18 protein-coding genes are annotated in these 24820 nt (G+C 71.1%); 5 read left to right on the forward strand and 13 right to left on the reverse strand.

Annotated features, from left to right (window positions below; all coding sequences use genetic code 11):
- Positions 1–10 precede the first annotated feature (10 nt).
- Together G448_RS0111345 and ychF are read right to left on the reverse strand one after the other, a co-directional pair.
- A complete protein-coding gene (locus tag G448_RS0111345) occupies positions 11–847 on the reverse strand; it encodes a hypothetical protein (RefSeq protein WP_156911021.1) in 837 nt (278 codons plus the stop codon).
- A 286-nt stretch (positions 848–1133) separates the two neighbouring features.
- Positions 1134–2240 (reverse strand): redox-regulated ATPase YchF, encoded by a 1107-nt coding sequence (ychF, locus tag G448_RS0111350; RefSeq protein ID WP_026408081.1) that lies wholly within the window; start codon positions 2238–2240, stop codon positions 1134–1136.
- A gap of 235 nt (positions 2241–2475) precedes the next feature.
- Between ychF and G448_RS16350 the strand changes: the two genes are divergently transcribed.
- The 4 genes from G448_RS16350 (at position 2476) to G448_RS0111370 (ending at position 8120) form a co-directional block, all read left to right on the forward strand.
- On the forward strand, positions 2476–3918 hold the full coding sequence (locus tag G448_RS16350; protein WP_051268953.1) for an MFS transporter: 1443 nt from the start codon (positions 2476–2478) through the stop codon (positions 3916–3918).
- Between the two features lie 100 nt (positions 3919–4018).
- Positions 4019–5068, forward strand: a complete 1050-nt coding sequence (locus G448_RS16355; protein WP_051268955.1) for a nucleoside hydrolase — start codon at positions 4019–4021, stop codon at positions 5066–5068.
- A gap of 12 nt (positions 5069–5080) precedes the next feature.
- A complete protein-coding gene (locus G448_RS0111365) occupies positions 5081–6709 on the forward strand; it encodes a carboxylesterase/lipase family protein (protein ID WP_026408082.1) in 1629 nt (542 codons plus the stop codon).
- Between the two features lie 160 nt (positions 6710–6869).
- Positions 6870–8120 carry an ATP-binding protein gene (locus G448_RS0111370; RefSeq protein WP_026408083.1) on the forward strand — a complete coding sequence of 417 codons (1251 nt, stop codon included), beginning with the start codon at positions 6870–6872 and terminating at the stop codon, positions 8118–8120.
- A gap of 97 nt (positions 8121–8217) precedes the next feature.
- Here the strand turns inward: G448_RS0111370 and G448_RS0111375 are convergent, their stop codons facing one another.
- The 11 genes from G448_RS0111375 to xylA form a co-directional block, all read right to left on the reverse strand.
- Positions 8218–9183 carry a transketolase family protein gene (locus G448_RS0111375; RefSeq protein ID WP_026408084.1) on the reverse strand — a complete coding sequence of 322 codons (966 nt, stop codon included), beginning with the start codon at positions 9181–9183 and terminating at the stop codon, positions 8218–8220.
- Complete coding sequence (locus G448_RS0111380; RefSeq protein ID WP_084436667.1) at positions 9180–10058, reverse strand: transketolase; 879 nt, start codon at positions 10056–10058, stop codon at positions 9180–9182. Before G448_RS0111380 ends, G448_RS0111375 begins: the two co-directional genes overlap by 4 nt.
- Positions 10059–10105: 47 nt before the next feature.
- Positions 10106–11089, reverse strand: a complete 984-nt coding sequence (locus G448_RS0111385; protein WP_026408086.1) for a sugar phosphate isomerase/epimerase family protein — start codon at positions 11087–11089, stop codon at positions 10106–10108.
- Between the two features lie 115 nt (positions 11090–11204).
- Positions 11205–12671: an FGGY-family carbohydrate kinase gene (locus G448_RS0111390; RefSeq protein ID WP_026408087.1), complete on the reverse strand. Its 1467-nt coding sequence runs from the start codon at positions 12669–12671 to the stop codon at positions 11205–11207.
- A 5-nt stretch (positions 12672–12676) separates the two neighbouring features.
- Positions 12677–13657 (reverse strand): D-ribose ABC transporter substrate-binding protein, encoded by a 981-nt coding sequence (locus G448_RS16360; protein WP_051268957.1) that lies wholly within the window; start codon positions 13655–13657, stop codon positions 12677–12679.
- Positions 13654–14979, reverse strand: coding sequence for an ABC transporter permease (locus G448_RS16365; RefSeq protein WP_084436670.1), 1326 nt, complete (start codon positions 14977–14979; stop codon positions 13654–13656). The genes G448_RS16360 and G448_RS16365 overlap by 4 nt, the downstream gene beginning before the upstream one ends.
- Positions 14976–16655: a sugar ABC transporter ATP-binding protein gene (locus G448_RS16370; protein WP_084436672.1), complete on the reverse strand. Its 1680-nt coding sequence runs from the start codon at positions 16653–16655 to the stop codon at positions 14976–14978. The genes G448_RS16365 and G448_RS16370 overlap by 4 nt, the downstream gene beginning before the upstream one ends.
- Positions 16652–17305: a DUF2291 family protein gene (locus G448_RS17125; protein WP_051268959.1), complete on the reverse strand. Its 654-nt coding sequence runs from the start codon at positions 17303–17305 to the stop codon at positions 16652–16654. Before G448_RS17125 ends, G448_RS16370 begins: the two co-directional genes overlap by 4 nt.
- 1020 nt (positions 17306–18325) lie before the next feature.
- The gene (locus G448_RS16380) at positions 18326–19342 is read right to left on the reverse strand and encodes a sugar-binding transcriptional regulator (protein ID WP_051268961.1); all 1017 of its coding nucleotides are present in this window, start codon (positions 19340–19342) and stop codon (positions 18326–18328) included.
- A gap of 182 nt (positions 19343–19524) precedes the next feature.
- Positions 19525–21006: a xylulokinase gene (locus G448_RS0111420; RefSeq protein WP_026408088.1), complete on the reverse strand. Its 1482-nt coding sequence runs from the start codon at positions 21004–21006 to the stop codon at positions 19525–19527.
- Positions 21007–21154: 148 nt separating this feature from the next.
- A complete protein-coding gene (gene xylA, locus G448_RS0111425) occupies positions 21155–22336 on the reverse strand; it encodes a xylose isomerase (protein ID WP_026408089.1) in 1182 nt (393 codons plus the stop codon).
- A 1153-nt stretch (positions 22337–23489) separates the two neighbouring features.
- Between xylA and G448_RS0111435 the strand changes: the two genes are divergently transcribed.
- Positions 23490–24758, forward strand: a complete 1269-nt coding sequence (locus tag G448_RS0111435) for an ROK family protein (RefSeq protein WP_026408091.1) — start codon at positions 23490–23492, stop codon at positions 24756–24758.
- Positions 24759–24820 lie beyond the last annotated feature (62 nt).

Here is a 24820-nt window from a genome sequence, read left to right on the forward strand (position 1 = left end):
TGACCATCATCTAGGCGCGCACCACGAGGCCAGCCGCGAACCAGTGAACGAGCGTGACTGCGAGGCCCACCGCCACGGTCGCCTCTTCGAGGCTCACCTTGCCCGGCGCGCTCGGTTTCCCATCGTCGTGCCGATCATGCTGCCCACGCCAGAGAACACGCATCATGCCCTCAAGGACATCTCCGGTGGGAGCGCGATCGCATTGCTTTGACATCGGCACATGCCAGCGCTGCGTCCCCACGATGTTGATTGCCTTGCCCAGCGTGGCGCTCCCGTCATCGGGACAGAGCAGCGGGCAGGCGACGCCCTCGACAGCCTTGACAGCCTCCGCGTAGGCCCCCGTCGGGTCCGGCCTCACACCATAGAGCAGTTCCCATGCGTGAGCGAGGCGCCGCCCTGAACGACCGCCCTCCTGCATGGCGCTCTCAGCGGCTACCTGTACGCCTTCCGGGACACGTCGCTCCAGAGCCTTAAAGCCGTCCCTCTCGCCAACCTTCCACTTCGAGTTGCCTCGTCGCAGAAGCTCGTCGATCTCCTCTTCGTGCGCGTGGGTAGAGTGCACCAAGAGGTAGTCCGCTACATCAAGCGGGTCTACAGATGCGCACTGAATATTCTCGATCGCCACCCAGAGCGAGTCCGAAGAGGTATAGACCTCGTCAGGCACCGAGAAGCGCAACGCGACCCCCATCGCTTCCATCAGCGGACAGTCGAGCTCAAGGTCGTCCATCTCGACGAAGCCATAGTCACAATCTTCAGGGACCTTCCCAAGCGCCGAGTAGACCCAGTTCCAGAACTGCCGATCAATCCACTCCGGTACGCCCTCGTGCAGCGCGTCATACTCCGCCACCCGCTCCTCCGTCTGCACACTGAGTGGCCGCCACACCGCGTCTGCCATACGTCTCCGCCTTCCGCTCGAATACTTTGCAGACGCAACGGTAGCGAGCACCACCGACAGCGACTTCCCCGCTGCTATGAAGAACCGACGAGCGAAGCACTCAAGGCATCCCGCCTCCCAGAGAGGGACCTCGACACCGACGACTGCCTCGCCAACTCCGCACACGTGGCGCGCCGCAGACGCAGCGAGGCCCCGAGCGACACTTTCTCCTGAGGCCTCGACGTTCAGCCAGCGTCGGTCAAGACGTTGTATTGAACCGGAACTCCACCACGTCGCCGTCGGCCATGACGTAGTCCTTGCCCTCCATGCGCACTCGGCCGTGGGCGCGGGCCTCGGCCACGGAGCCGTATTCCACGAGCTCGTCGTAGCCGACGATCTCGGCCTTGATGAAGCCGCGCTCGAAGTCGGTGTGGATGACGCCGGCGGCCTGCGGCGCGGTCATCCCCTTGCGGATCGTCCAGGCCCGCGACTCCTTCTCCCCCGCCGTCAGATAGGTCTGCAGCCCGAGGGTGTCGAAGCCGACGCGCGCCAGCTTGTCCAGGCCCGACTCCTCCTGACCGTTCTCATGCAGCAACTCGGCCGCCTCCTCCGGCTCCAGCTCCACGAGCTCGGCCTCGAACTGGGCATCCAGGAAGACCGCCTCGGCCGGCGCCACCAGCGCCCGCAGCTCCGACTGCCTCGCCTCGTCGGACATACCGGCATCATCCATATTGAACACGTGGATGATCGGCTTGGTCGTCATGAGCTGGAAGGTGCGCAGCACCTCGTCGTCGATCCCGGCCCTGGCGGCGGCCCCCGAGGCCACGGCCGCGGAGAGCACGGTTCCCTCCTCCAGAATCTTGAGGGCCGCCCGCGCGGTCTCCAGCACCGCGGCCTCGGTCCTCTTGCCGCGCACTTCCTTCTCCAGGCGCGGGATGGCCTTCTCCAGGGTCTGGATGTCGGCCAGCACCAGCTCGGTGGCGATGGTCTCGATATCGCCGGCGGGATCGACCTGGCCGTCGACGTGGGTGACATCGGGATCGTCGAAGGCGCGCGTCACCATGCAGATCGCGTCGGCCTCCCGGATGTTCGCCAGGAACTGGTTGCCCAGTCCCTCGCCCTCGCTCGCCCCGCGCACGATCCCGGCGATGTCGACGAAGGAGACGGTCGCGGGCACCACCCTGCGCGAGGAGAACATCTCGGCCAGCCGGTCCAGACGCGGATCGGGCAGCGGGACGACGCCGACGTTCGGCTCGATCGTGGCGAAGGGGTAGTTCGCCGCGAGGACGGTCGCGCGGGTGAGGGCGTTGAACAGGGTGGACTTGCCGACGTTGGGCAGTCCGACGATTCCAATGGTGAGTGCCACGGCGCGAGTCTAGCGGCCGGACGACGGCGGCCGCCCCCGCCGGCATCCCGGACTACGACCCGGCCCGGCACTCGGGCGACGCACGACGGCGCACCCGGACGATGCCCGTCACAGCGCCGCCCCACCCGCCCCGCTCAGCGCCCCAGCCGCATTGACGCGGCATCTTATTCGTTGTTGAATACTTACTAAGCGGTCATTTCCGCTCCCCGTTCCCGACATCGGCCAAAGGAGTTCCATGTCCACTGAGTCCACCACCGCCGCGCGCGATCCTCTGTTCGAGGAGCCGGCGCGGCCCGGCACGTCGGCGAAGTACCTCGGCGGTCGTCCCTACTACCAGTACGTCGTCTCCTTCATCATCGCCTCGGTCTTCCTGTACTCCTGCTACGCGGCCATGGCGGGCATCCTGCTGCCCAACTCCGTGCAGACCATCGAGTTCCGGCACTTCTTCGCCGGCACGAGCGTCCAGACCATCAACGACGTCCAGGCGCTGACCGATCTCAAGCAGGCCGTCGATGCGGGCACGGCCACCGCCACCGCCGACCAGCAGCACCTCCTCGACCTCCTGGCGCAGTACGACGCCGCGCGGGCCAAGTCGATCTCCCTGATGATGTCGATCGGCTCCTTCTTCACCCTGTTCGCCCAGCCGATCGTCGGGGTCCTCTCCGACCGCTGGCGCTCGGCGTTCGGCCGGCGCGCCTTCTGGATCGTCGCCGGGGCCGTCGGCGGCGCGATCTTCATGGTCGGACTGCGCTACTCCAGCACGATCGCGCTGCTCACCCTGTTCTGGACCGTGGGCCAGGTCTCGCTGAACTTCATGCAGGCGCCGCTGTCCACAACCGTGGCCGACCGCGTCCCGGAGAACAAGGTCGGCATGATCTCGGGCCTGTCCGGGGTCGGCATGATGGCCGGCTTCACCGGCGGGAGCGTCGTGGCCGGCATCCTGTTCAACATCCTGGGGCTGAACACCTACTTCGTCTTCGCCCTGGCCGTCGTCGTCGGAGCGCTCCTGTTCGTCACCCTGGCCAAGGACCGCTCCTCCAAGGACCTGAAGGTCGCCTCCTTCGACTGGATCTCCTTCATCAAGGGCTACGCGATCCCGTTGCGCGACCACGACTTCCGCTGGACCTGGGTCGCCCGCTTCTTCATGTTCTTCGGCTACACCGCCATCTCCAACTTCGTGCTGTACATTCTGCAGATCCACATCCAGCCCGCCCTGTCGGCCTCCGAGGCGAACACCACCTACGCCGGTCTGTCCTCCGCCGCCCTGCCCGGCCAGCTGATCATGATGCTCGTCGCGGGCAAGCTCTCCGACAGGGTCGGGCGCCGCAAGCCCTTCGTCATCGGCTCGTCCGCCTTCATCGCGGCGATCATGCTCATCCCGATCTTCGTGCCCACGCTGCCGGCCTTCTACGCGTTCTTCGTCCTGCTGGCCGCCTCCTACGGCATGTACATGGCCGTGGACGTCGCCCTGTTCATCGACGTCCTGCCCGACAAGGACGCCGCCGGCCGCGACCTGGGCGTGGCCAACGTGGCCTCCAACATCGGTCAGATGCTCGCCCCCGTCGCCGCCGGGCAGATCGTCGCCATCACCGCCGGCTACAACGCCCTGTTCTGCATGTCCATCATCGCGGTGGCGATCAGCGCCGTCGCGATCGTCCCCGTCAAGAAGGTCAAGTAACCGCACGACGCGCGGGGTCGGCGCGCCGCGGCGCGCCGACCCCGCGCGGGTCCGCACCGCCCTGCCCACCCCGTCCGACGAGCTCAACGAGGAGTCCAGAATGACCGACGCGCCCACCGCCTCTGCAGCGCCGACAGAGCCGACCGCCCCCAGGACCTGGGCCTATGGAACCCGGCCCTGGCTTCCCGGGGCCTCCCGTCTCGACGACGTCCGCCCCCGCACCCGGGTCATCGTCGACAACGACTTCGCCGGCGACCCCGACGACCTCTTCCAGCTCGCCCATCACCTGCTCGTCGAGGGCACCGAGGTGCGCGGCGTCGTCGTCTCCCGGCTGCGGGAGGACGACGCCTGGAACCGCACCGACTCCTCGATCCGGGCGGGACGCGAGCGGGTCGAGACCCTGCTGACGGCGATGGGCGTGACGGGAATCGACCTCCACGACGGCGACGACCGCGGCTTCGACGCCTACGACGGCCCCACCGACGCCTCGCGGTTCATCGTCGAGGAGGCCATGCGCGACGACGACCGGCCCCTGTACCTGGTCGCCGGCGGATCGCTCGGCGACGCGGCCCGCGCCTACAGGGCGGAGCCGGCCATCGCCGAGCGCCTCACCCTGATCTGGATCGGCGGCTCCGAGCACGCGGGCCTGGCCTGGGTGCCCGAGGGGGCCACCACGCTGGAGTACAACATGGCGCTCGACATCGCCTCCGCCATGTACGTGTTCAACGAGACGCGGGCCCGCATCTGGCAGATGCCCCGCGACGTCTACCGCTCCGCCCAGGTGTCCCTGCCCGTCATCCGCCGCGGCTGCACCGCTGCCGGGGCGCTGGGCCGATACCTCCTGGAGCAGCTGGAGGGAGTGCGCTCCATGATGGCGGGCATGGGCGTGCACCCCGGCGCGACCTACGTGCTCGGCGACCAGCCACTGGTCCTCCTGTCCTCCCTGCAGACGACCTTCGAGCCCGACACGGCCTCCTCCTCCTACGACATCGTGCCCACGCCGCAGCTGGCCGAGGACGGGACCTACCGCTACCCGCAGGAGACCCGCCCCATGCGCCGCTACCGGCGCATCGACAACAACCTGCTCTTCGACGACATGTTCGCCTCCTTCACGGCCCTGGCCGACTGGCTGGAGGGCGGAGACTCCTGAAAGACTGAGGACATGAACGAATCCGTCCTCTCCGCCGTCGTGACCACGACCCACGGCCCCGTCCGCGGGCGGGTCGCGGACGGTGTCACCTCCTTCAAGGGGATCCGCTACGGGGCGGACACGGCCGCCCATCGCTTCGAGCCGCCGCGCCCGCCGACGCCGTGGACCGAGACCGTCAACGCCTTCGAGTTCGGGCCCACGGCGCCCCAGGACGACCCCGACGCCAGCACCGATCGGGCGGACGACCCGTTCCTGCAGATGATCGGGCTCACCGACAACCTCCCGCAGTCCGAGGACTGCCTGTTCCTCAACGTCTGGACCCCGAGCACGGCGCCCCGGGCGCGCGAGACCGGTGCGCCCGCCCCCGCACGGCCCGTGCTCGTATGGGTCCACTCCGGCGGCTACTCGGACAACTCCGGCTCCTCGCCGTCGATCGACGGCGCGGCCCTGGCGGCCGAGCACGACCTGGTCGTCGTGACCTTCAACCATCGGCTGAACGTCCTGGGATACACGCAGGTGGTCGACCCGGTCGCCGAGCCCGACTCACCCTACGCGGCCTCCGGCAACGTCGGCCAGCTCGACATCCTGGCGGTACTGGAGTGGGTCCGGGACAACATCGCCGCCTTCGGCGGGGACCCGGGGCGGGTGACGCTGGTGGGCCAGTCGGGCGGGGCCATGAAGATCTCGCTGCTGCTGGCGATGCCCGCCGCCCAAGCGCTCTTCCACCGCGCGATCCTCCAGTCGGGCACCGTCGCGTCCGGCACCGCCGTGCACGCCCAGTCCCCCGCCGAGGCCCTGGCGGTCGCCGCGCGCCTGCGCACCGCCGCCGGTCTCGACGACGATGCCGGCCCCGACGCCCTGGCGGAGCTCCCGCTGAAGGACCTCATGCGAGCCTACAAGAGGGTCGCGACGGGGCTGATGGACTTCGGCCCGGTGGTCGACGGCGCGATCGTGCCGCACCAGCCCTTCTCACGGGAGTCGGTGGCCCTGAGCGGGGACAAGCCGCTCATCATGGGGGACATGGACACCGAGGCGTCGCTGTTCCTGTTCCCCCGACGCGAGGAGATCGAGGCCCTGGGCCGCGACGGGATCCTGGAGCGCCTGTCCGGGGCGATCGGGCGACGGGCGGCGGAGCGCCTCGTGACGGCCGTCGAGGACTCCCGCCCGGGCATCGGCCCCTACGAGCTGGCCGTGCGGATCGTCTCCGGCGAGCTCTTCGCCGTGCCCGCGCGCACGGGCGCCGAGGCACGGGCGACTGGGGCGGGCGCGCCCACGTGGCGCTACCGGAACGTGCTGCGCACGCCCGCCGTCGACGGGGCCCTCATGAGCCCCCACGAGCTCGACGTCGCCCTGGTCTTCGGCAACGTCGATACCGCCGTCGGGCTCAACGGCGGCACGGCCGGGGCCCGCGAGGTCTCGCGGATCCTCGGAGCGGCATGGGCGGCCTTCGCCCGCACCGGCTCGCCCCTCTGCCAGGAGGTGCCCGACTGGCCGCCCTACGACCGGGACCGGGCCGTGCTGCTCATCGGTCCCTCGCCCGCGCTCACGGCGGACGTGGACGGGGAGGTCCTGAACGCGGCCGCCGCGGCGGGCGAGACGGACGCTGCCCCCGTCGACTGGTTCACCGCCCTTCTCCCCTGAATGTCCCGGCGCCCCGCCCCGGAACTCACCCGCTACCAGAGGGGCGCGCCCCGAGGTCGCCCGAGGACGCGAGCGGGCGACGGAGTAATCCGTACCTCGCATAGGGAGTAATCCCTATGCGAGGTACGGATTACTCCCTACCTCGCATAGGATGACGGGCATGCGCACCTATCTTCCCCGCACGGTGGACGGCGAGCTGGCGCGGGCGCTGAGGACGAGCGGGGCCGTTGTCATCAAGGGCCCCCGCGCCTGCGGCAAGACGGAGACCGCGCGCCGGGTGGCGGCCTCCGAGATCGGCCTGGACCAGGACACGGCGACGACGGCGCTGTCCGCTGCTGATCCCCGTCTCCTGCTGGATGGGGAGACCCCGCGGCTCCTCGACGAGTGGCAGGCGGTCCCGGGCGTGTGGAACGCCGTCCGCCATGCTGTCGACGACCGGGGCGCCCGGGGGCAGTTCATCCTCACCGGCTCCGCGACGCCGGAGGAGGACGCCCGCAGGCACTCTGGCGCCGGGAGAATGCGGAACCTGTCCATGCGCACCATGAGCCTGTCCGAGCGCGGGGCCCCGGCGGCACCGGCCTCTCTCGGCGGCCTTCTCGACGGCGCCCTGGAACCGTCGTCCGGCACCGAGGCGACGGTCGCCGACTACGTCTCCTGGATGGTCCGCGGGGGCTGGCCCGGCTGGCTCGACCTGGAGGCCGATGACGCCGCCGAGGCGGTCATGTCCTATGTCGACGAAATGAGCGAGCACGATTATCCGCTGGTGGGCGGGCCCCGCCGCGACCCGCGCAGGTTCCGGGCGTTCCTCGCGGCCTACTCGGGTCTGGTGGCCCAACCGGCCTCCCTGGCCGCGGTGCGCAGACGCATGGGCGAGATCATCGGGCGCCATCCCGCGGACTCCCTCGTCTCCGAGCTGCACGACTTCGCGACGCGGCTGTTCCTGGTGGAGGACCAGCCGGCCTGGGCGGCGCGCCTTCGCTCGCGCACTCCGCTCATCCAGACCTCCAAGCGGCACCTGGCGGACCCGTCCCTGGCGCTCGCGCTCCTGGGCGCCGGCACCGCCCGCCTGTTGAACGACCCCCAGACCCTCGGGATCGTTCTGGAGTCCCAGGCGATCCACGACCTGCGCGTCGCCGCACAGGCCGCCCGCATGCGCGGCGTCTTCCATCTGCGCGACACCAAGGGCCGCGACGAGATCGACGCCGTCGTCGAGGCGCCCGACGGGCGCTGGGCGGGCTTCGAGGTCAAGCTCTCCCATCGGGCCGTCGACGACGCCGCGGCCGCCCTGCTCCGAATCGCGGCCAAGGTCGAGCGGCCCGCCGCCGCCCTCGCCGTCATCGTCCCGACCGGGCCGGTGCTGCGGCGGCCGGACGGGGTCTGGGTGATCCCGCTGGCCTGCCTGCGCCCCTGAGGCGACACCGCCTACGGCCCGGCGCAGGAGGGACGGGACGCCTCCGGCCAGGACCGCCGACGCCCCGCTCCCCCGCGCTCGGGCTCACGTCACGGACTCAGGCCACCGGTTGGGCCATCAGCCCGCGCGCGGCGGCGATGACGCCCTCGGCGGAGACGCCCCAGTGATCCATGAGCCAGGCCTCGGACCCGGTGGGGGCGAACTCGTCGGGAACGCCGAGCCGCCTGACCGGGACGGGACACCTGTCGGCGGTGAGCTCGGCGACGGCGCCGCCCAGGCCGCCCTTGACGGCGCCCTCCTCGACGGTGATGATGCGACCCGTCTCACGGGCCGCTGCGAGAACGGCATCCTCGTCGAGCGGCTTGACGACGGGAATCGACAGGAGCCGGGCGCGCACGCCGTCGGCGGCGAGCCGGTCCGCGGCCTCGATGGCGCGATGCAGCGCGGTGCCGTTGGCGATGATCGTCAGGTCCGCGCCGTCGCGCACGGTGACGGCCTCGGGCGTGAAGACGTAGTCCTCGCCGTGAACAGCGGGGACCTTCATGCGCGAGACGCGGATGTACGCCGGTCCGTCGAGCTCGGAGTACGCCCAGTGGACGGCGCCGGCGGTCTCCGCCGGGTCCGCGGGGACGATGACGGTCATGTCCGGGATGGCCCGCATGATCGACACGTCCTCCGCGCTGTGGTGGGTGGAGCCGAGCTGGCCGTAGGCCAGGCCCGGGGACTGAGCGCACAGCAGCATGTGGCGGTGGGAGTAGGCCGCATCGATCTTGATCTGCTCGGTGGCGCGAGCGGACAGGAAGGATCCGGCGCAGGAGACGACGGGGATCTTGCCGCCGTTCTCGAGCCCCGCGGCCACGCCGACCTGATTCTGCTCGGCGATGCCGACGTTGATCAGGCGAGTGGGGAACTCCTCCCGGAAGGCGCCCAGGTTGGATGAGCCCACGGAGTCGTTGGCGACGACCACGAGGCGCTCGTCCGCCCGGGCGATGTCGGTCAGCACCCGCGCGTAGGCGCCGCGGCAGTCGTGCAGGGGTGTCTCCGGGGCGGTTCGCGTGCTCACTTGAGTGCCTCCAGTTCTTCCAGGGCGCGGGTGGTCTCCTCATCGGTGGGCAGCCTGTGGTGCCACGGAACCGAGTCGGACATGAAGGAGATCGGATGGCCCTTGTGGGAGTGGGCGATGACGAAGGTCGGCCTGCCGGAGGCGGCCGGGACGCGTCCGAAGGCGTCGAGGAGCGCCCCGTGGTCGTGGGCATCGACATCGACGACCTCCCACCCGAAGGCGCGCGCCTTGTCCCCCAGGGGGCTGAGGTCGTTGGTGTCCTCGGTGGTGGCGCCCTGCTGGAGGTGATTGCGGTCGACGACGACGCACAGGTTGTCAAGCTTCTGCTGAGCGGCGAACATGAGCGCCTCCCAGTTGGAGCCCTCCTGGAGCTCGCCGTCGCCCGTCAGGACGAAGACGCGCCGGGGCGAGCCGTCGATCCTGGCCGCCAGCGCATCGCCGACGGCGACGGGCAGCCCGTGGCCCAGCGGGCCGGTGTTGGCCTCGACGCCGAGGACCTTGGTGCGGGCGGGATGGCCGTTGAGCATGGAGCCGGGCTGGACGAAGGTGTCCAGCTGCTCGACGGGGATGATGCCGGCCGCGGCGAAGGTGGTGTACAGGGCGTTGGCGGCGTGCCCCTTGGACAGCACGACGCGGTCGCGATCCGGGTCCTCGAGGTTGTCCGGGGTGATGTTGGCCTCGTGCAGGTAGAGCGTGGCCAGGACGTCGATGATCGAGAACTCGCCCCCGAGGTGGCCCATGCGGGCATTGGCGACGTTCGTCAGGTCCTTTCGGCGGATGAGGCGGGCGCCCTCCCTGAGGTGGGCGATCACCTCCTCGCGGCTCGCGCCGGGCGCGGTGCGCCCGATGACGGGCAGGTCTACGTGGAAGCTCATGGTGCGTCTCCGTGCGTCTCCGTGGGAATCGGTGGGGCCGGTCGGGCTCAGGCCATGCAGCTCAGCAGGGCGTCCTGGACGACGCGCTGGGCGGCCAGCGGATCCTGCCCGGCCTGGGCCTCGGCGAGGGCGTCCTCATCGAGCCGGTCGAGCGCCCGGTGGAGGGCCTTGAGGAAGCGGATGGAGGTCCTGGCGTTGTCGACGACGTCCTCGCGGAAGGGGAACTGGTCGAGCTGCCACACGCCCTCCCATCCGTTCTTCCTCAGGGTGTGGAAGAACTCGAAGACCTCGGTGATGTGGACGGTGCCCACCACCATGTCGTCGTCCCAGCCGCGGTAGTTGTCGTTGACGTCCATGCCCCACAGCAGGCCGTGGTCGATGAGGAGCTGGGCGGCCTCGGCGGGCGACTCGCCGCCGAACAGGGCATGGCCGAAGTCGAGCAGCACGCCGACGTTGTCCACGTCCATGGCCTGGATGCCGAGCACGGTCCTGGCCGCCGACGACCAGAACATGTGAGTGCGCGGTTCACGCGGCTTGTACTCGATGACGAACTTCAGGTCCGGGTGCGCGCTGGCCAGCTCGCGCATGCCCTCGACGGCGAGGCGGTTCAACTCCTTGTAATCGACCTGGAAGGGGTAGTCGAAGCCGTCCTGACCCGGCCAGATCTTGACGTAGCGGGCCCCCAGCGCTCGCACCGCCTCGGCCGCGCCGTGCATGATCTCCATGGCGGAGGCACGCTTGGCGGGATCCGGGTTGGTGAAGGCGCCCATCTGGTGCTCGCGCAGGTAGATGTCGGGGGTGACGCCGATGGCCCTCAGACCGGTGCGCTCCAGGGCACCCTTGACGTCGGCGGTGGTGAGCTCGCCGGTGAAGGGGTAGTTGAGGTCGACGTAACTGATATCACCCACCTCGGCGGCGAGCTCGATCTGCTCGATGGTGGAGCGGGGCTCGCCGTAGCCGTCGACCGCGTAGCGGTCCACATAGGTGGCGAAGTTCCACAGGCCGGCTCCGAAGACGGGTCCGTCGGGCATTGTGCATCATCTCCATAGATATCGATACTGATTGGGCGGGACAGGTACAAGCGGGGCGAGTCGGCCGGGGCCCGAGCCGGGCGCCTGAGTCGAACGGCGCCGCGCCCTCGTGAGCTCACCGGGGCGGGACGAATCGCGACCGGGCCAGGGCGCGCGCCCACTGGGAGCGGGCCGCGCCGCGCGCGGGATCGTCGAGCGCGGCGCGGTAGCGCCGGCCGCCCCCGCCGTCATCGTCCTCCGGCTCGGGCGGGTCCCATCCGAGCCGGGTGAATCCCATGAGGGCGGCGCCCAGGGCGGAGACCTCCGCGTTGGCCGACACGACGACGTCGCGCCCCAGCAGGTCCGCCTGGGTCTGCATGAGCAGGCGAGAGGCGGTGGCGCCGCCGTCGGCGTGCAGGACCGACAGCTCCCCGGACCCCAGGGCCTCGACGACATCGGCGATCTGATGGGCGACCGACTCCAGGGCCGCGCGGGCGAGATGGCCCCGCGTGCTCCCGGCGGTGATCCCCGAGACCAGGCCGACGGCCCGGCGGTCCCACCAGGGGGCGCCCAGGCCCGTGAAGGCCGGCACGAGACTGACCCCGCCGGAGTCCTCGACGGTGGCCGCGAGCTCATCGAGCTCCCGGCCCGCTCCGACGCCCAGGAGCCGGGCCGTCCAGTCCATGGCGGTGCCGGAGGCGACGATGTTGCCCTCGTGCCCGTACGTGGGCTCATCGGTCAGCCAGGCCAGCGTGGTGGACGCGCCCGTGCGCACGGAGCGGTCGGCCCCGGAGGGCACCATGACCGATGAGCCGGTCCCATAGGTCGCCTTGCCCTCCGACGCGGTGCGGCAGCCGTGGCCGAAGAGCGCGGCGTGGGAGTCGCCGAGGACCCCGACGATCGGCACGCCGTCGGGCAGAAGTCCCAGTCCCCGGGTGGCGCCGAAGTCGGCGTTGGAGGCCACGACCCGCGGCAGGCGCCCGACCGGGACTCCGAAGAGCGCGCACATCTCGTCCGACCACTGGAGTGTCGTCAGGTCCAGCAGGAGGGTGCGCGAGGCATTGCCCGCCTCGATGACGTAGGAGCTCTGACCGGTCAGGCGGGCCACGAGCCAGGAGTCGATCGTGCCGATGCGCACGCGCCGGGGGTCCGAGGACGCCTCGGCGCCGACCCGGTCGAGCAGGTAGCGCATCTTGGGAGCGGAGAACATGGGGTCCAGCGACAGACCGGTGGTCGTGGAGACGACGAACTCGCGCTCGGGCGAGCGCAGCCAGTCGCAGAACTCGGCCGTGCGCGAGTCCTGCCAGCCCAGCACGGGACCGAGCGCCCGGCCGCTGCGGGCGTCCCAGCACACGACGGACTCGCGCTGATTGGAGATGGCGATGCCCTCCGGCGCCCCCTCGACGCCTTCCAGACAGGTCCCGATGGCGGCGCTCTGAGCGCTCCAGACGGCGTCGGCGTCCTGCTCGACCCAGCCGGATCGCGGATACGACACGGGCACCGGCGCGGAGCCGGAGGCGAGGACGGCGCCGTCGGGAGCGATGGCGAAGGCCTTGGCGTTGGTGGTGCCCTCGTCGAGGGCGAGCACGTAGGGAGTGGTCACAGAGCTCACTCCTCCAGCTCGAACAAGGTGTACTTATCGGCGTTGGACTTGTCGATGAGAATGCAGTCGACCAGCTGCTTCTCCTTCTTCCCCGTCTCGCCGGTCCTGATGTACGCGTCGGCCTGCTGGACGGCGAGCTCGGAGATGTGGACGGCGGGCTGCATGCCGGTGGCGAGCATGGAGCCGTCCTGGATCGCCTTGACGGCGTCCGGGGAGCCGTCGAAGCCGATGACGAGGATGTCTCCCGTCTTGCCGGCCTGCTGCACGGCCGCCACGGCGCCCACGGCCATGGTGTCGTTGCCGCAGATGATGGCCTGGACCTCGGCGTCGCGCTGCAGGAGCGTCTCGACCTTCTGGTAGCCGACCTGCTGGTCCCAGTTGGCCGTCTCCGTGGCGACCAGCTCGAGGCCCGGGTACTGATCGAGCACCGAGTGGAAGGCCGTCGAGCGGACCTGCGCGTTCGTGTCGGTCTCGCGCCCGAAGAGCTCGTAGTAGCGGCCCTTGCCCTGGAGCACATCGGCCAGCTTCTCGGCGACCAGGGCGGCGCCCTGGGAGTTGTTGGCGACGATCTGGGCCTGCGCAAGGCCCGAGGCGTTGATCTCGCGGTCGATGAGGAAGACGGGGATGCCGACCTCGACCGCCTTGCGGGCCGCGCCCTCGGTGGAGTCGGCGCCCGCGTTGTCGACGATGATGGCCGCGGCGTTCTTCGAGATCGCCGTATCGATGAGCTCGGACTGCTTGTTGACGTCGTCGTCGTGGGAGAAGGCGCTCGCGGTGTACCCCAGCTCCTGCGCCGCGGCGACGGCGGCCTCGGCCTCCGTCTTGAAGAAGGGGTTGTCATGGGAGGGGGTGATGACCGCGATGTAGTTGGAGCCGGACCCGCCCCTGGAGCAGGCTCCGGTGCCCGTCAGGGCGGTCAGTGCGAGCGCTCCGAGGGCTCCGGTGAGCAGCGCACTGCGGCGCGAGAGCACGGTGGTGGTGGTCATGATGCTTCTCCGATCCTGTCTGCTCGGGCCCGCCCGCCGGCCGACTCGGTCGTCGGTTCGGTCGTCGCCTCGGCTTCCGACTCAGTGCCCGGTCCTGCGCCCGGCTCCGCGAGCGGCTCGGCGCCCGACCCGGTGCCCGGCTCCACGAGCGGCTCGGCGCCCGACCCGGCCGACGCAGGGCCGTCGGGGCCATCAGGGCCGTCGGGGCCGGGGGCGCCCTCGGGTCCCTGTCCCGCATTCGCCCGGGCGGCCTCCCGCTTGACGCTCTGGGCGGCCTGCGCGGCCGCACGGGAGCGCTCCAGGCGCTGCTGCCCCTGGTCGAGCATGACGGCCAGGACGATGACGAGACCCTTGAGGAAGGTCTGCCAGAAGGAGGAGACCCCCACCAGCACGAGCCCGTCGTTGAGGAAGCCGATGACGAAGGCACCGATGAGCGCGCCCTTGACGTCGCCGCGCCCGCCGGCCAGTGAGGCGCCTCCGATGACGACGGCGGCGATCGCGTTCATCTCGTAGGTCTCGCCCGCCGCGGGGGCGGCGGCGGTCAGCTCGGAGGCGATGATGAGCCCGGCCAGGGCGGCGAAGAAGCCGGAGACCATGTAGACCCGCATCTTCACGTGCCCGACCGGCACGCCGGAGAGCTCGGCCGCCCGCTCGTTGCCGCCCACCGCGTACAGCCAGCGGCCGAAGGGGGCGCGGGCGACGACGAGGGCCACGACGGTGGCGAAGATGATCATGAGCCACACCGATGTCGGCAGGCCCAGGGGACGGGCGACTCCGAGGAAGGAGAAGCCGGTGTTGCCGAAGGCCTCCTCACCGGCCAGGTCGGGATAGGTGGCGCCCTTGGAGATGAGCAGGCCCGCGCCGCGGGCCATGTACATGGTGCCGAGGGTGGCGATGAAGGGGGCGACGCGGAACCGGGTGATGAGCAGGCCGTTGATCGCCCCCACGATCGTGCCGAGCAGCAGGGCCACGACGACGACCACCAGGACGGAGGGGTAGGCGTTGACGTTGAAGAGCGACAGGTGCATGCCCTTGAGCATCACGCCGGCGACGACGCCCGACAGTCCCACGATCGAACCGATGGACAGATCGATCCCCCCGGTGAGGATGACCAGCAGCATGCCCAGCGACAGCAGGGCGTTGTAGGCCACGTGCTTGGTCATGGTGACCAGGTTGGTGCCGGTCATGAAGGAGTCGGACAGGGACGCGAAGATGATGATGAGAACGAACAGGGCGATGAAGGCGCGCTGCGCCATGAGGAACTCGCCGATGCTCCGGTTCCCGATCCGCAGCCCGGATCCGGCGGTACTGGTGGTGGTCATGAGTGAGGGTCCTTACGTCGTCCGGAGTCTTCTGCGTCGTCTGCTGCGTCATCTGCGCTGCTCGCGCCGCCCGCGCTGTCCGCGCCGCCCGCGCTGTCCATGCCCCCCGCGTCGGCCCCGACGTCGTGCGGGTCCTGCGGGTCGCCCGCCGTGCCGACCTGCTCGCCGGTGGCGGCCATGACCCGATCGCGGGTGGTGGTGCGCGGATCGAGGTCCGCCACGATGCGTCCGCGGGCCATGACGATCAGCCGCGTGGAGGCCCCCAGGGCCTCGGCGAGCTCGGAGGTCGCGAAGAGGATGCCGACCCGGGTGCCCGCGACCTTCTCCATCGTGGAGAAGATGTCCGACTTGGCCCCGATGTCGATACCGCGTGTGGGCTCGTCGAGCAGCACCATCCGCGGCGCCGTCATCAGAGCCTTGGCGATCACGACCTTCTGCTGGTTCCCACCGGACAGCGAGGTGATGCCGATCCGCGCCGACTCGGTCTTGACGCGCACCTCCTCGATCCCCCTGGCCACCTCGTCGGCCTCCCGATCGCGTCTGACCCGCCCGGCCCGCGTGAGCACCCGCAGCGCCGCCAGCGACATGTTGCGGCCCACGCTCATGAGCTGGACCAGGCCGTCGGCCTGACGATCCTCCGGGGCGAGGATCATGCCCTCGGCGATGCGCTCGCCGATGGGGGCGTGCGACACGTCCCGCCCATCCAGGAGGATGCGCCCCGAGGCGGGCCGGTGACGGCCGGCGAGGGTCTCGAGGAGCTCGGTGCGGCCGGCTCCCATGAGTCCGTAGATGGCCACGACCTCTCCCTCGTGGATGGTCAGGGAGACGTCGTCCACGGCGATCCGCGCCGGGTTGGCGGGGTCGGGGACCACGAGGTGCTCGACCCGGAGGACGGGATCGCCGACCTCGGTGAGGATCTGCGGGAAGAGGTCCGACTGGTCCCGCCCGGCCATGGTCCTGACGATCCAGGGAAGGTCGACCCGACTCATCGGCTCGGTGGCGACCATGCGCCCGTCCCGCAGGACGACGGCGGTGTCGGCGATCTCGAGGCACTCGTCCATGTGATGGGAGATGTAGACGATGGCGACGCCATCGACCGCCAGCTCGCGGATGATGCGGAAGAGGACCTCGACCTCGGAGGCCGACAGCGCGGAGGTGGGCTCGTCCATGATGAGGACGCGGGCCTCCTCGACCAGCGCCCGCGCGATCTCGACGAGCTGCTGCTGCCCCAGCCTCAGGTCGCCGACGAGGGCGTCGGGATCGATGGCCTCCTCCAGACGCTCCAGGACCGCCCGGGCGATGTCCCGCTCCTCCCCCTTGGCCACGCCCCGTGCGCCGGTGATCTCCCGGCCCAGGAAGATGTTGTCGACGACGGACAGGTTGGGGCAGAGGTTGAGCTCCTGGTGGATGATGGCCACGCCGTGGGCGACGGCCTCGGCGGGGGAGGCGAAGACGACGGGCTCGCCGCGCAGCTCGATGGTTCCCGAGGTGGGGCCCTGAACACCGGAGAGGATCTTCATGAGGGTGGACTTGCCGGCGCCGTTCTCGCCGACGAGAGCGATCACCTCGCCCTCATGGATCTCGAAGTCGACGCCCCGCAGGGCGTGGGTCGCGCCGAAGGCCTTGGTGATGTCACGGCCGGCGAGCACAACGGGGGCGTTGTCGCGCACGGTCATGACGCGGCCTCGACCGACACCGGTGTGATGACGATGTGGGACGGATCGGAGTAGGCGAAGGCGCCGACGACCGTCACCCTCCTGCCGACCATGGACGCCAGGTCGTTCTCGGCGAGCACGCCGGTCTTGAGCGGCTCGTTCAGCGACAGGCCGACCTGGGCGTAGTCGATCTGATTCTCGAACATGTCGAAGGTGGTCTCGCCGGTGACGTCGCGCAGTGCGGTGCCGGTAAGTGCCGGACCGGTCTGCACGGAGACGACGACGCCGCCGGGCATGCCGTCAACGGCCATGTTGACCTGGCCGAATCCGCCCTTCTCAACGGTGCCGGTGACGGTGGCGGGGAAGGTGTAGGCGGCCTCGCCGTCGCGGGCGCCCCTGGACTGGGAGGTCCCCTCCTCGTCGGTCCGGAGGTCGGTGACGAGGCCTGTCAGATCGAGGGCGTTGTTCTTGACATAGGCGATGGTCGAGTCGTAAGCGCCCTCCGCGTAGGCCACCGGATCCGTGCTGCCCGCGTTGAGCACGGCCTCGGCGTCCTCGGGGGACATGAAGGTCGTGCCGAAGAAGCACACGGCGACGATCGCCACCGCTCCGACGGCCCTCACGATGATGCCCCGGGAGCGCCTGCGGCGCGCTGCAGGTGTCTGTGCCACTGCAAGAGCCTCCTTGCTCTGAGCGATTCCGAGTGATGCGGCCGAGCGGAGCCCGCACGGCTGGCATATCTATTCAATGACGAATCTTGTGTCAGTCATCATCCTTGAGAGCCCGTCCCATGTCAAGGATTCGGAGAACATCAGCCGGAAGCGTCGGCAGCGGGAACGGTCGGCGAGGCACCCCGGCGGCTCCCCGCCCCGAGCGGTCTCGCAGAAGAGGCGGCAGCCGCGGACGAGGCTCGAAGCCCGGAGGACGGGGCGGACGAGGAGCCGACGACGACCTCTTCGCGCGGTCGGGCGTTGGGAGCGCGCCCGGGTCCAACGCCTTCGTGCGGGATCGGGGCACCAGCGTTCGCCGCCTCCTGATGCGCCTCCGGGACCTCCGCCTTCGCGCGGGATCGCGTACATCGCAGGCGAACCCGGTGTCACTCGGACAGAGACCTCCGCCTTCGTGCGGGATCGCGAGACGGCGCGACGGGCGCGGCGCCCGGGTTGCAGGGAGACGGCGCGAGAGGCCCGCTCGCGGTCGTACCCGGATGCCCGCGGTCGTACCCCAACTCGCCAGGTCGTACCCGGATGCCCGCGGTCGTACCTTGGACCTCCCCCAAGGTACGACCTGGCACAGGAAGGTACGACCGCGCGAGCCCACGTACGACCGCGCGAGCCCACGTACGACCGCGCGAGCCCACGTACGACCGCGCGACGCTCTGGGCGGCGGCCGAACTCGGCTCCAGCCGAGGGTCCTCCGACGCACGGCTCACGCGCCCCGGAAGCGACCCACCGCCGCGGGACGCGTCCCAGATCGTGACGCGCACGGCTCAGCGGAGGCGGTCCGATTTATCGGTGGCCCCCTCGCGCGAGGTCCCCGGGGCCGTCATGGTCGTGCACCGGGAGCGTCCCGTCGGTGGCTCCCCTCCCACGGGATCCCCGGCCCCCGGGATGCGGAGGCGGGCCGGCCGGAGCGGCGATCGCCTCGCAGGCCCCACCCCGGCCCCGGGACGCGGAGGCGGGAGCAGGTCGTCATGCTCCCGATCGACGTCGGGCACCGGCTCCCCGAGGCCCGGAGGCGGGACGCGGCTCCTTCCTGAGCAGCGCCCGAGCGGTGTGGACGTCGGTGATCAGGACGTTGACCCACCTCCCGAGCACGGCGCCGCGGATGGCCGCGTGCTTGCGCCTGCCGCCCGCGGCCGCCACACGACGGGGGATGGCGCGCAGCTGCTCGGCGCTCGCCCCCACGACGCGCGCGTCGTAGTCGCTGGCCACGGGCTCGCCCGCGGTGTCGAAGAAGCGCAGGCACACGTCCCCGACCGCACCCGCCGCGCCGAGGTCGGCCATGTCCGCCGCGGCGGTCATGTTGCCCGACTCGCGCAGCAGCGCGGAGGGCTTCAGGCTGCCGATGCCGACCAGCGAGATCGTGACAGTCGGGAGCAGGTCCAGGAGGCGCTGCACCGAGGCGTCGTCGGCGAGCTGCTCGGCCGCCGACGCGGAGCCGAGCACCGCCGGTGAGGGGAAGAAGACCGCCTCCGCCCCCGTGGCGCGCGCGAGCAGGTCGATGAGGCGGGTCGCCTTGACCTGCACCCTGGGGTTGCCGACCCCTCCGAAGAGTTGGACGACCTTCTGGGCGACCGGCGCACGGAAGGCGGAGAGCTGCTGCGCGGCGGCCAACCAGGTGGCGCTCCACGACGACAGGCCGATGACGTCCCCACCGGTCAGCGTGGTCTCGAGATAGGTCGCGCAGGCGGAGGCCAGGGCCGCCTCGATCTCCGCCTCCTTCCTACCGGATTCGACGACGACGCACTCGTCGAGTCCGTAGCGCTGCTCGAGCGCCTCCTCCAGGCCGGTGTACGTGCCCTCGGGCGCGACGACCACGGTGCGCACCACCCCGTCCGCGACCGCCCGCTTGAGGAGACGGGAAACACGCGACTGGGAGACGTGGAGCTCGGAGGCGATGGTGGTCTGGCGCATGCCGAGCTCGTAGTACATCCGCGCGATCCTCACCATCAGGCGCAGTTGCGTCGTGTCGGCACGAGTCGGCATAGGCGGAGATCCTTCCGAGCGGGAATCTGGCGTCCCACGTCTATCAGGGGTCGCAGTAAGCCTAGACCGCCTCGTCCCGCGCCGGCCCGGGTTCGGCATCGGCTCGGAGACCGGAGGGGATCAGCAGGGATCAACGGGGCCGGCGAGAGCGCCGACGCGACGACGTCGTGACGGGGCCGCCCTCAGGGCTCCCGTCGGGTCATGGCCGCGACGGCATCGGCCGCCCTCTCATAGGCGGCCCGTACCGCGGGTCGGGGCTCGGCCGTGAGGTGCTCGACGGGGCCGATCTCCCAGGCGGGGGGCTCCTCTCCCCCGGCCAGGACCCAGGCGGCCTGCTTGGCGGCGCCGTTGGCCACGTACTCACCAGCCGAGGGCACGTCCACGGGCACGCCGAGAACCGCCGGGGACAGCTCCCTGGCGCTGGCCCACTTCACGCCGCCGCCCACGATGGCGACCGCGGAGACATCGACGCCCTGCGCGCGCACGGCGTCGATGCAGGCGCCCATGAGGCACAGCAGCCCCTCGACGCACGCACGCGCGTAATTGGCCGGGGTGAGCGAGGCCAGGGTCATACCGGTGAGCGCACCGGTGGCCTCGGGCAGGTTCGGGGTGCGCTCGCCCTCGAGGTAGGGCACGTGGACCAGTCCTCCGGCCCCGGGCTCGGCGGACAGGGCGAGGGCGTCGAACTCGTCGTAAGTGACGCCGAGGACTCCCCTGGCGGCGTCGAGCACGCGAGCGCCGTTGAGGGTGCAGGCCAGCGGCAGGAAGGCGCCGGTGGCGTCGGCGAAGCCGGTCACCAGTCCGGAGGGATCGTGGGTCGGCGTGGCCGACACGGAGGCGACCACGCCGGAGGTGCCCAGGGACACGCTCGTCCGGCCGGGGCGCAGGCCGAGCCCGAGGGCGGCGCCGGCGTTGTCGCCGCAACCGGGACCGAGAGCCAGGTGGGTCAGGTCGACGGCGGCGCCCGAGGCGAGGGCGCAGACGCCGCCGCGGGCGGCGACCTCGTGCGGGCCCGCGACACGCGGAAGGACGATCCGCTCCGCCTCCTCCTCGGTGATGCGCAGGGCGAGGGCGAGCAGATCACGACGGTAGGTGTTCGTGACGGCGTCGAAGTAGCCGGTGCCCGACGCGTCGGAGCGGTCGGTGACGAGGTCCTCCAGGGAGCCCGCCCCCGACAGCCTCCAGGTGAGCCAGTCATGCGGGAGGCAGATGGCGGCGACGCGACGCGCGCGCTCAGGCTCGTGGTCCGCCAGCCAGCGCAGCTTGGTGACGGTCAGCGAGGCGACCGGGACGCTGCCGACGGCGTCGGCCCAGGTCCTGCGGCCGACCGCCTCGTCGCCGTCGCCGAGCTCGCGGATGAGGTCGCGGGCCGCGTCGGCCGAACGGGTGTCGTTCCACAGCAGGGCGGGGCGGATGACCTCGCCGTCGGCGTCGAGGACGACCATGCCGTGCTGCTGCCCGCCGACGCTCAGAGCGGCGACGTCGTCGAGGCCGCCGACGGCGCCGACCGCCTCCCCCAGCGCTCGCCACCAGTGGTCGGGGTGCACCTCGGTGCCGTCGGGGTGGGGGGCCCTGGCCTCGCGGACGAGGGCGCCGGTGGCGGCATCTCGGATGACGATCTTGCACGACTGCGTCGAGGAGTCGACGCCTGCGACGAGGGTCATGAGTTTCCTTCCGCATCGAAGGGGGTTGAGAGGAGCGATCGGGCAGGAGGGCGCGCGGCGGGGATGCGCGGAAGAACCGCTCCTGTCCGGGGCGGCACCGATGGACGCCGATGAGCGCCGACGGGCGCGGCCCCGGACGGCGAGCGTATCAGCCGATGAGATGCTGGACGGCCTTCTCGTAGAGGTCCACGTAGTGGTAGTCGCGGGCGGCCGCCGCCTCGGCGTCGAAGTCCTCGAACGCGGAGCGGTCGGCCAGGAAGTCGTCCAGGGACTCCCCCTCGGCCAGGGTCGGCTCGGCGAGCTCGTAGATGCCGGAGCGATCGAGGGCCGCCCGGATCTCCGGATCCGCGCGGAACGCCCTGGCCTTCTCCGCCAGCTGGAGGTACATCTCCATGTTCGCGGCCGCCGACTCCCACACGCCGTCGATGCCGTCGGTGCGCGAGGGCTTGTAGTCGAAGTGGATCGGCCCCTCGTAGCGCGGGCCGCCGCCCGGGAAGCCGTTGACGAGCAGATCCACGGTGAAGAAGGCGGAGAGCAGGTCTCCGTGGCCGAAGACGAGGTCCTGATCGTACTTCAGGCCCTTCTGACCGTTGAGGTCGATGTGGAAGAGCTTGCCGGCGTTCAGCGCCTGGGCCAGGGCGTGGGTGTAGTTGAGGTTGGCCATCTGCTCGTGGCCGACCTCGGGGTTGAGCCCCACGACGTCGCCGTTGTCGAGCTCGGCGATGAGGGCCAGCGCGTGGCCGACGGTGGGCAGGAAGATGTCGCCGCGGGGCTCGTTGGGCTTGGGCTCCAACCCGATCCGCAAGGAGTAGCCCTTGTCCTTGATGTATCCGGCGACGGTGTCCAGGCCCTCCTTGTAGCGGTCGAAGGCGGCGTTCAGGTCCTTGGAGGAGTCGTACTCGGCGCCCTCGCGCCCGCCCCACATGACGAAGGTCGTGGCGCCGAGCTCGGCCGCCAGGTCCACGTTGCGCAGGATCTTGCGCAGACCGAAGCGCCGGATGGAGCGGTCGTTGTTGGTCAGGCCCCCGTCCTTGAAGATCGGGTGGGTGAACGTGTTGGTGGTGACCATCTCGATGGTCAGGCCCGCGGCATCGGCGGCGTCCCTGAGCCCGGCGACGATCTCGGCGCGCTCGGCGTCGGTGGCGTCGAAGGGGAAGACGTCGTTGTCGTGGAAGGTGATGCCCCAGGCGCCGAGCTCGGCGAGCTTCTCCGCGTACTCCCACGGGCGCAGAGCGGCGCGGGTCGGCTCGCCGAAGGGATCGGCTGCGAGCCAACCGACCGTCCACAGGCCGAATGAGAACTTGTCTTCCTTGGTGGGCTTGCGAACCATGCGCTCCTCCTCGAGCCAGGATTTGTTTATTGGTGCAACTATGACATGAGGGTGCGTCCGGGTCAAGAGGCGGACGATCCGGCCGCCGAGGCCCGCCGAGATCGGTCCGATTCCGCGCCGAGATCGGTTCAGTTCCGCATCGAGATCGGTCGGAACCGGCGCTCGACCGGCGAGCGCCGAACGAGGTTCCGGCATCGGCCGCGAGCGCCGCCGACAGCGGTCGCGACCGGAGCGCCGCGAGCGGCGCCGTCCTCGCAGTGGTCCGCGATGCCCCTCCTCATCGATCCGTAGCGCCCCATGACGGTCCGAGAGGAGCCGTCGCCCCTGACGGGCGGCCCGCGACGACGGCCGGGACGCCGCCATCGACCCCGACGATCGGACCCGAGACGAGCGAGTCGCGCATGGAGACGAGCCCCGGCGCAGAAGCAGCGCCCCCATCGACGGACGACGTCGGGGCGGGGCGGACAAGGGCCCGATCGCCCGGGAGCAGTTCGGCGGAGGCCATCGGCGGCGCCCGAGGATCGTCGAGACGCCATCACGGGACGGAGGCACCCGAGAACGGTGCCGCCGCGATCGGATCCGGCGGGCGGGGAGGGGGGACGCCCGGCGCCCCGGTCGGGCGGAGGCCGCGAGCGCAGTCGGTTCGCCCCGCTGGCGCGCGGGAGGAGCTGGCAGGTCTTGGTGATCGGCTTGCGGGCCGCCGGCGCGCGGGCAGGGCCGGCTCGAGGTCGCCGGCGCGCTCCCGGCCGACGGCGGTCTCGCGAGCGCGCGGGCGGGGCTCCTGGCGTCGCCCGACCGGCATGATGCCCGCCAGCGGCCTCGCGAGCGCGCGGGCGGGGCTTCGAGCTCGGGTTGACGTTGCGCTTCCACGCGGGCGGTCTCACGAGCGTGAGGGCGGGGCCGACAGCGCGCGAGGAGCGACGCTTCCACGCCCGGAACGCGCAACGGAGCACCGCGAGGCGGCCTTCGACGACCCGCGCCTCCCCGCCCCGTCCCGCGATCCGTGCACCGCGGGACGACGTCTTCACGTCATCCCGCGGAGGGCACAGGCCCCACCGGGCGCCCGGGATCTGCACGGGAACCGCCCGGCCGCGCCGATCATCTTTTTTGTTCATAAAGACAACTAACCCGGGGTGTCAGGTATGGTCAGAACGTGGCACGAAGCACAAGCACGCCAGCACCGCCTTCCTCCCCCAGGTCCCGTCGCGCTCCCGCCGAGAACGGAGCGCCCGGCACCGCCCCTTCGGCCCGCCAGTCCAGTCTGCGCACATCGAATCTGGCACTGCTCGCCGGCCGGGTCTTCGCCTCCTCCGAGCCCGTCTCGCGCGCCAGCGTCGCCGCCGCGACCGGGATGACCCGATCGACGGCCTCACGACTCGCCGATGAGCTCGTCGCCACGGGCATCCTGACCGAGCTCGCGCCCACGCCCTCGGCGGGGCCGGGCCGTCCCGCAGTACCGCTGGCCCCGGCGTCGGGGACGTTCATCGCCATCGGCCTGGAGGTCAACGTCTCGCGCATGGCCGCGCGCGCCGTCGATCTGGCCGGCCAGGTCCTGGCCGAGCGCGTCGTCGTCGATGACCTGGAGGCCTCCGACCCGGCCGAGGTCCTTCCCCACCTGGCGCGGCTCACCCTCGAGATCCTGGACCTCCACGCCGTCCGCAGCGCCCGCAAGGTCGGGGCCGCTCTGGCCCTGCCCGGTCTCGTGTCCCGCAACAGACTCCTGCGCGCCCCCAACCTCGCCTGGCAGGACCTGGATCCGGCACCGCTGCTCGCCCCGGCCCTCGCCCCCGAGGAGCTCGTGCTGCGCCTGGGCAATGAGGCCACGTTCGGGGCGCTCACCGCCGGGCGCAGTCGCCCCGGCGCCCCCCAGTCGGAATCGTCCTACATCTACCTGTCCGGGGAGATCGGCATCGGCGCCGCCCTGGTGCGCGAGGGCCGGGTGGTCGAGGGAAGCCACGGATTCGCCGGCGAGATCGGCCATATCCAGGTCGCCCCGGACGGCCCGGAGTGCACCTGCGGCAACCGGGGCTGCCTCGAGCGCTATGCGGGCCGCCGGGCCCTTCTCGCCGCAGCCGGCCTGCCGCCGACGGCGCAGCCCGAGGCGCTGGTCGCCGCCTGGGAGGCGGGCGAGCCCTCCGCGCGGGAGGCGGTCTCCCACGCCGCTCACGCCCTGGGCGCGGGACTCGGGGCCGCCATCAACCTCCTCGACATCCCCACGATCGTGCTGGGCGGGCACCTCGCCCCGCTGACCGAGGCGCTGCGCCCCGAGCTCGAGGCGGAACTCACGCACCGAGTCCTGGCCTCGTCGTGGATCGACCTGAAGGTCGTCACCGCGCCCGACGACCAGATGCCGGGCGCGACCGGTGCCGCCTGGTCCCTTCTCGAGCAGGTCATCACCGACCCGGCCGCCTTCATCGCCTGACCGGGGCCGGCCCCGCGCGCAGCCGAGCCGGCGCGGCGGACTCACGACTCGCCCCACTCCTG

It is taken from the genome of Actinomyces gerencseriae DSM 6844, assembly GCF_000429265.1.
Lineage (GTDB): Bacteria > Actinomycetota > Actinomycetes > Actinomycetales > Actinomycetaceae > Actinomyces > Actinomyces gerencseriae.

What these genes read in the sequence shown, in the direction of transcription:
- G448_RS16370 (WP_084436672.1), bottom strand. Translation starts at nt 16,655, where the DNA reads ATGACCGTGCGCGACAACGCCCCCGTTGTGCTCGCCGGCCGTGACATC.
- G448_RS0111365 (WP_026408082.1), top strand. Translation starts at nt 5,081, where the DNA reads ATGAACGAATCCGTCCTCTCCGCCGTCGTGACCACGACCCACGGCCCC.
- G448_RS16350 (WP_051268953.1), top strand. Translation starts at nt 2,476, where the DNA reads ATGTCCACTGAGTCCACCACCGCCGCGCGCGATCCTCTGTTCGAGGAG.
- G448_RS0111385 (WP_026408086.1), bottom strand. Translation starts at nt 11,089, where the DNA reads ATGCCCGACGGACCCGTCTTCGGAGCCGGCCTGTGGAACTTCGCCACC.
- G448_RS16360 (WP_051268957.1), bottom strand. Translation starts at nt 13,657, where the DNA reads ATGACCACCACCACCGTGCTCTCGCGCCGCAGTGCGCTGCTCACCGGA.
- G448_RS16380 (WP_051268961.1), bottom strand. Translation starts at nt 19,342, where the DNA reads ATGCCGACTCGTGCCGACACGACGCAACTGCGCCTGATGGTGAGGATC.
- xylA (WP_026408089.1), bottom strand. Translation starts at nt 22,336, where the DNA reads ATGGTTCGCAAGCCCACCAAGGAAGACAAGTTCTCATTCGGCCTGTGG.
- G448_RS16365 (WP_084436670.1), bottom strand. Translation starts at nt 14,979, where the DNA reads ATGACCACCACCAGTACCGCCGGATCCGGGCTGCGGATCGGGAACCGG.
- G448_RS0111420 (WP_026408088.1), bottom strand. Translation starts at nt 21,006, where the DNA reads ATGACCCTCGTCGCAGGCGTCGACTCCTCGACGCAGTCGTGCAAGATC.
- G448_RS0111370 (WP_026408083.1), top strand. Translation starts at nt 6,870, where the DNA reads ATGCGCACCTATCTTCCCCGCACGGTGGACGGCGAGCTGGCGCGGGCG.
- G448_RS0111380 (WP_084436667.1), bottom strand. Translation starts at nt 10,058, where the DNA reads ATGAGCTTCCACGTAGACCTGCCCGTCATCGGGCGCACCGCGCCCGGC.
- G448_RS16355 (WP_051268955.1), top strand. Translation starts at nt 4,019, where the DNA reads ATGACCGACGCGCCCACCGCCTCTGCAGCGCCGACAGAGCCGACCGCC.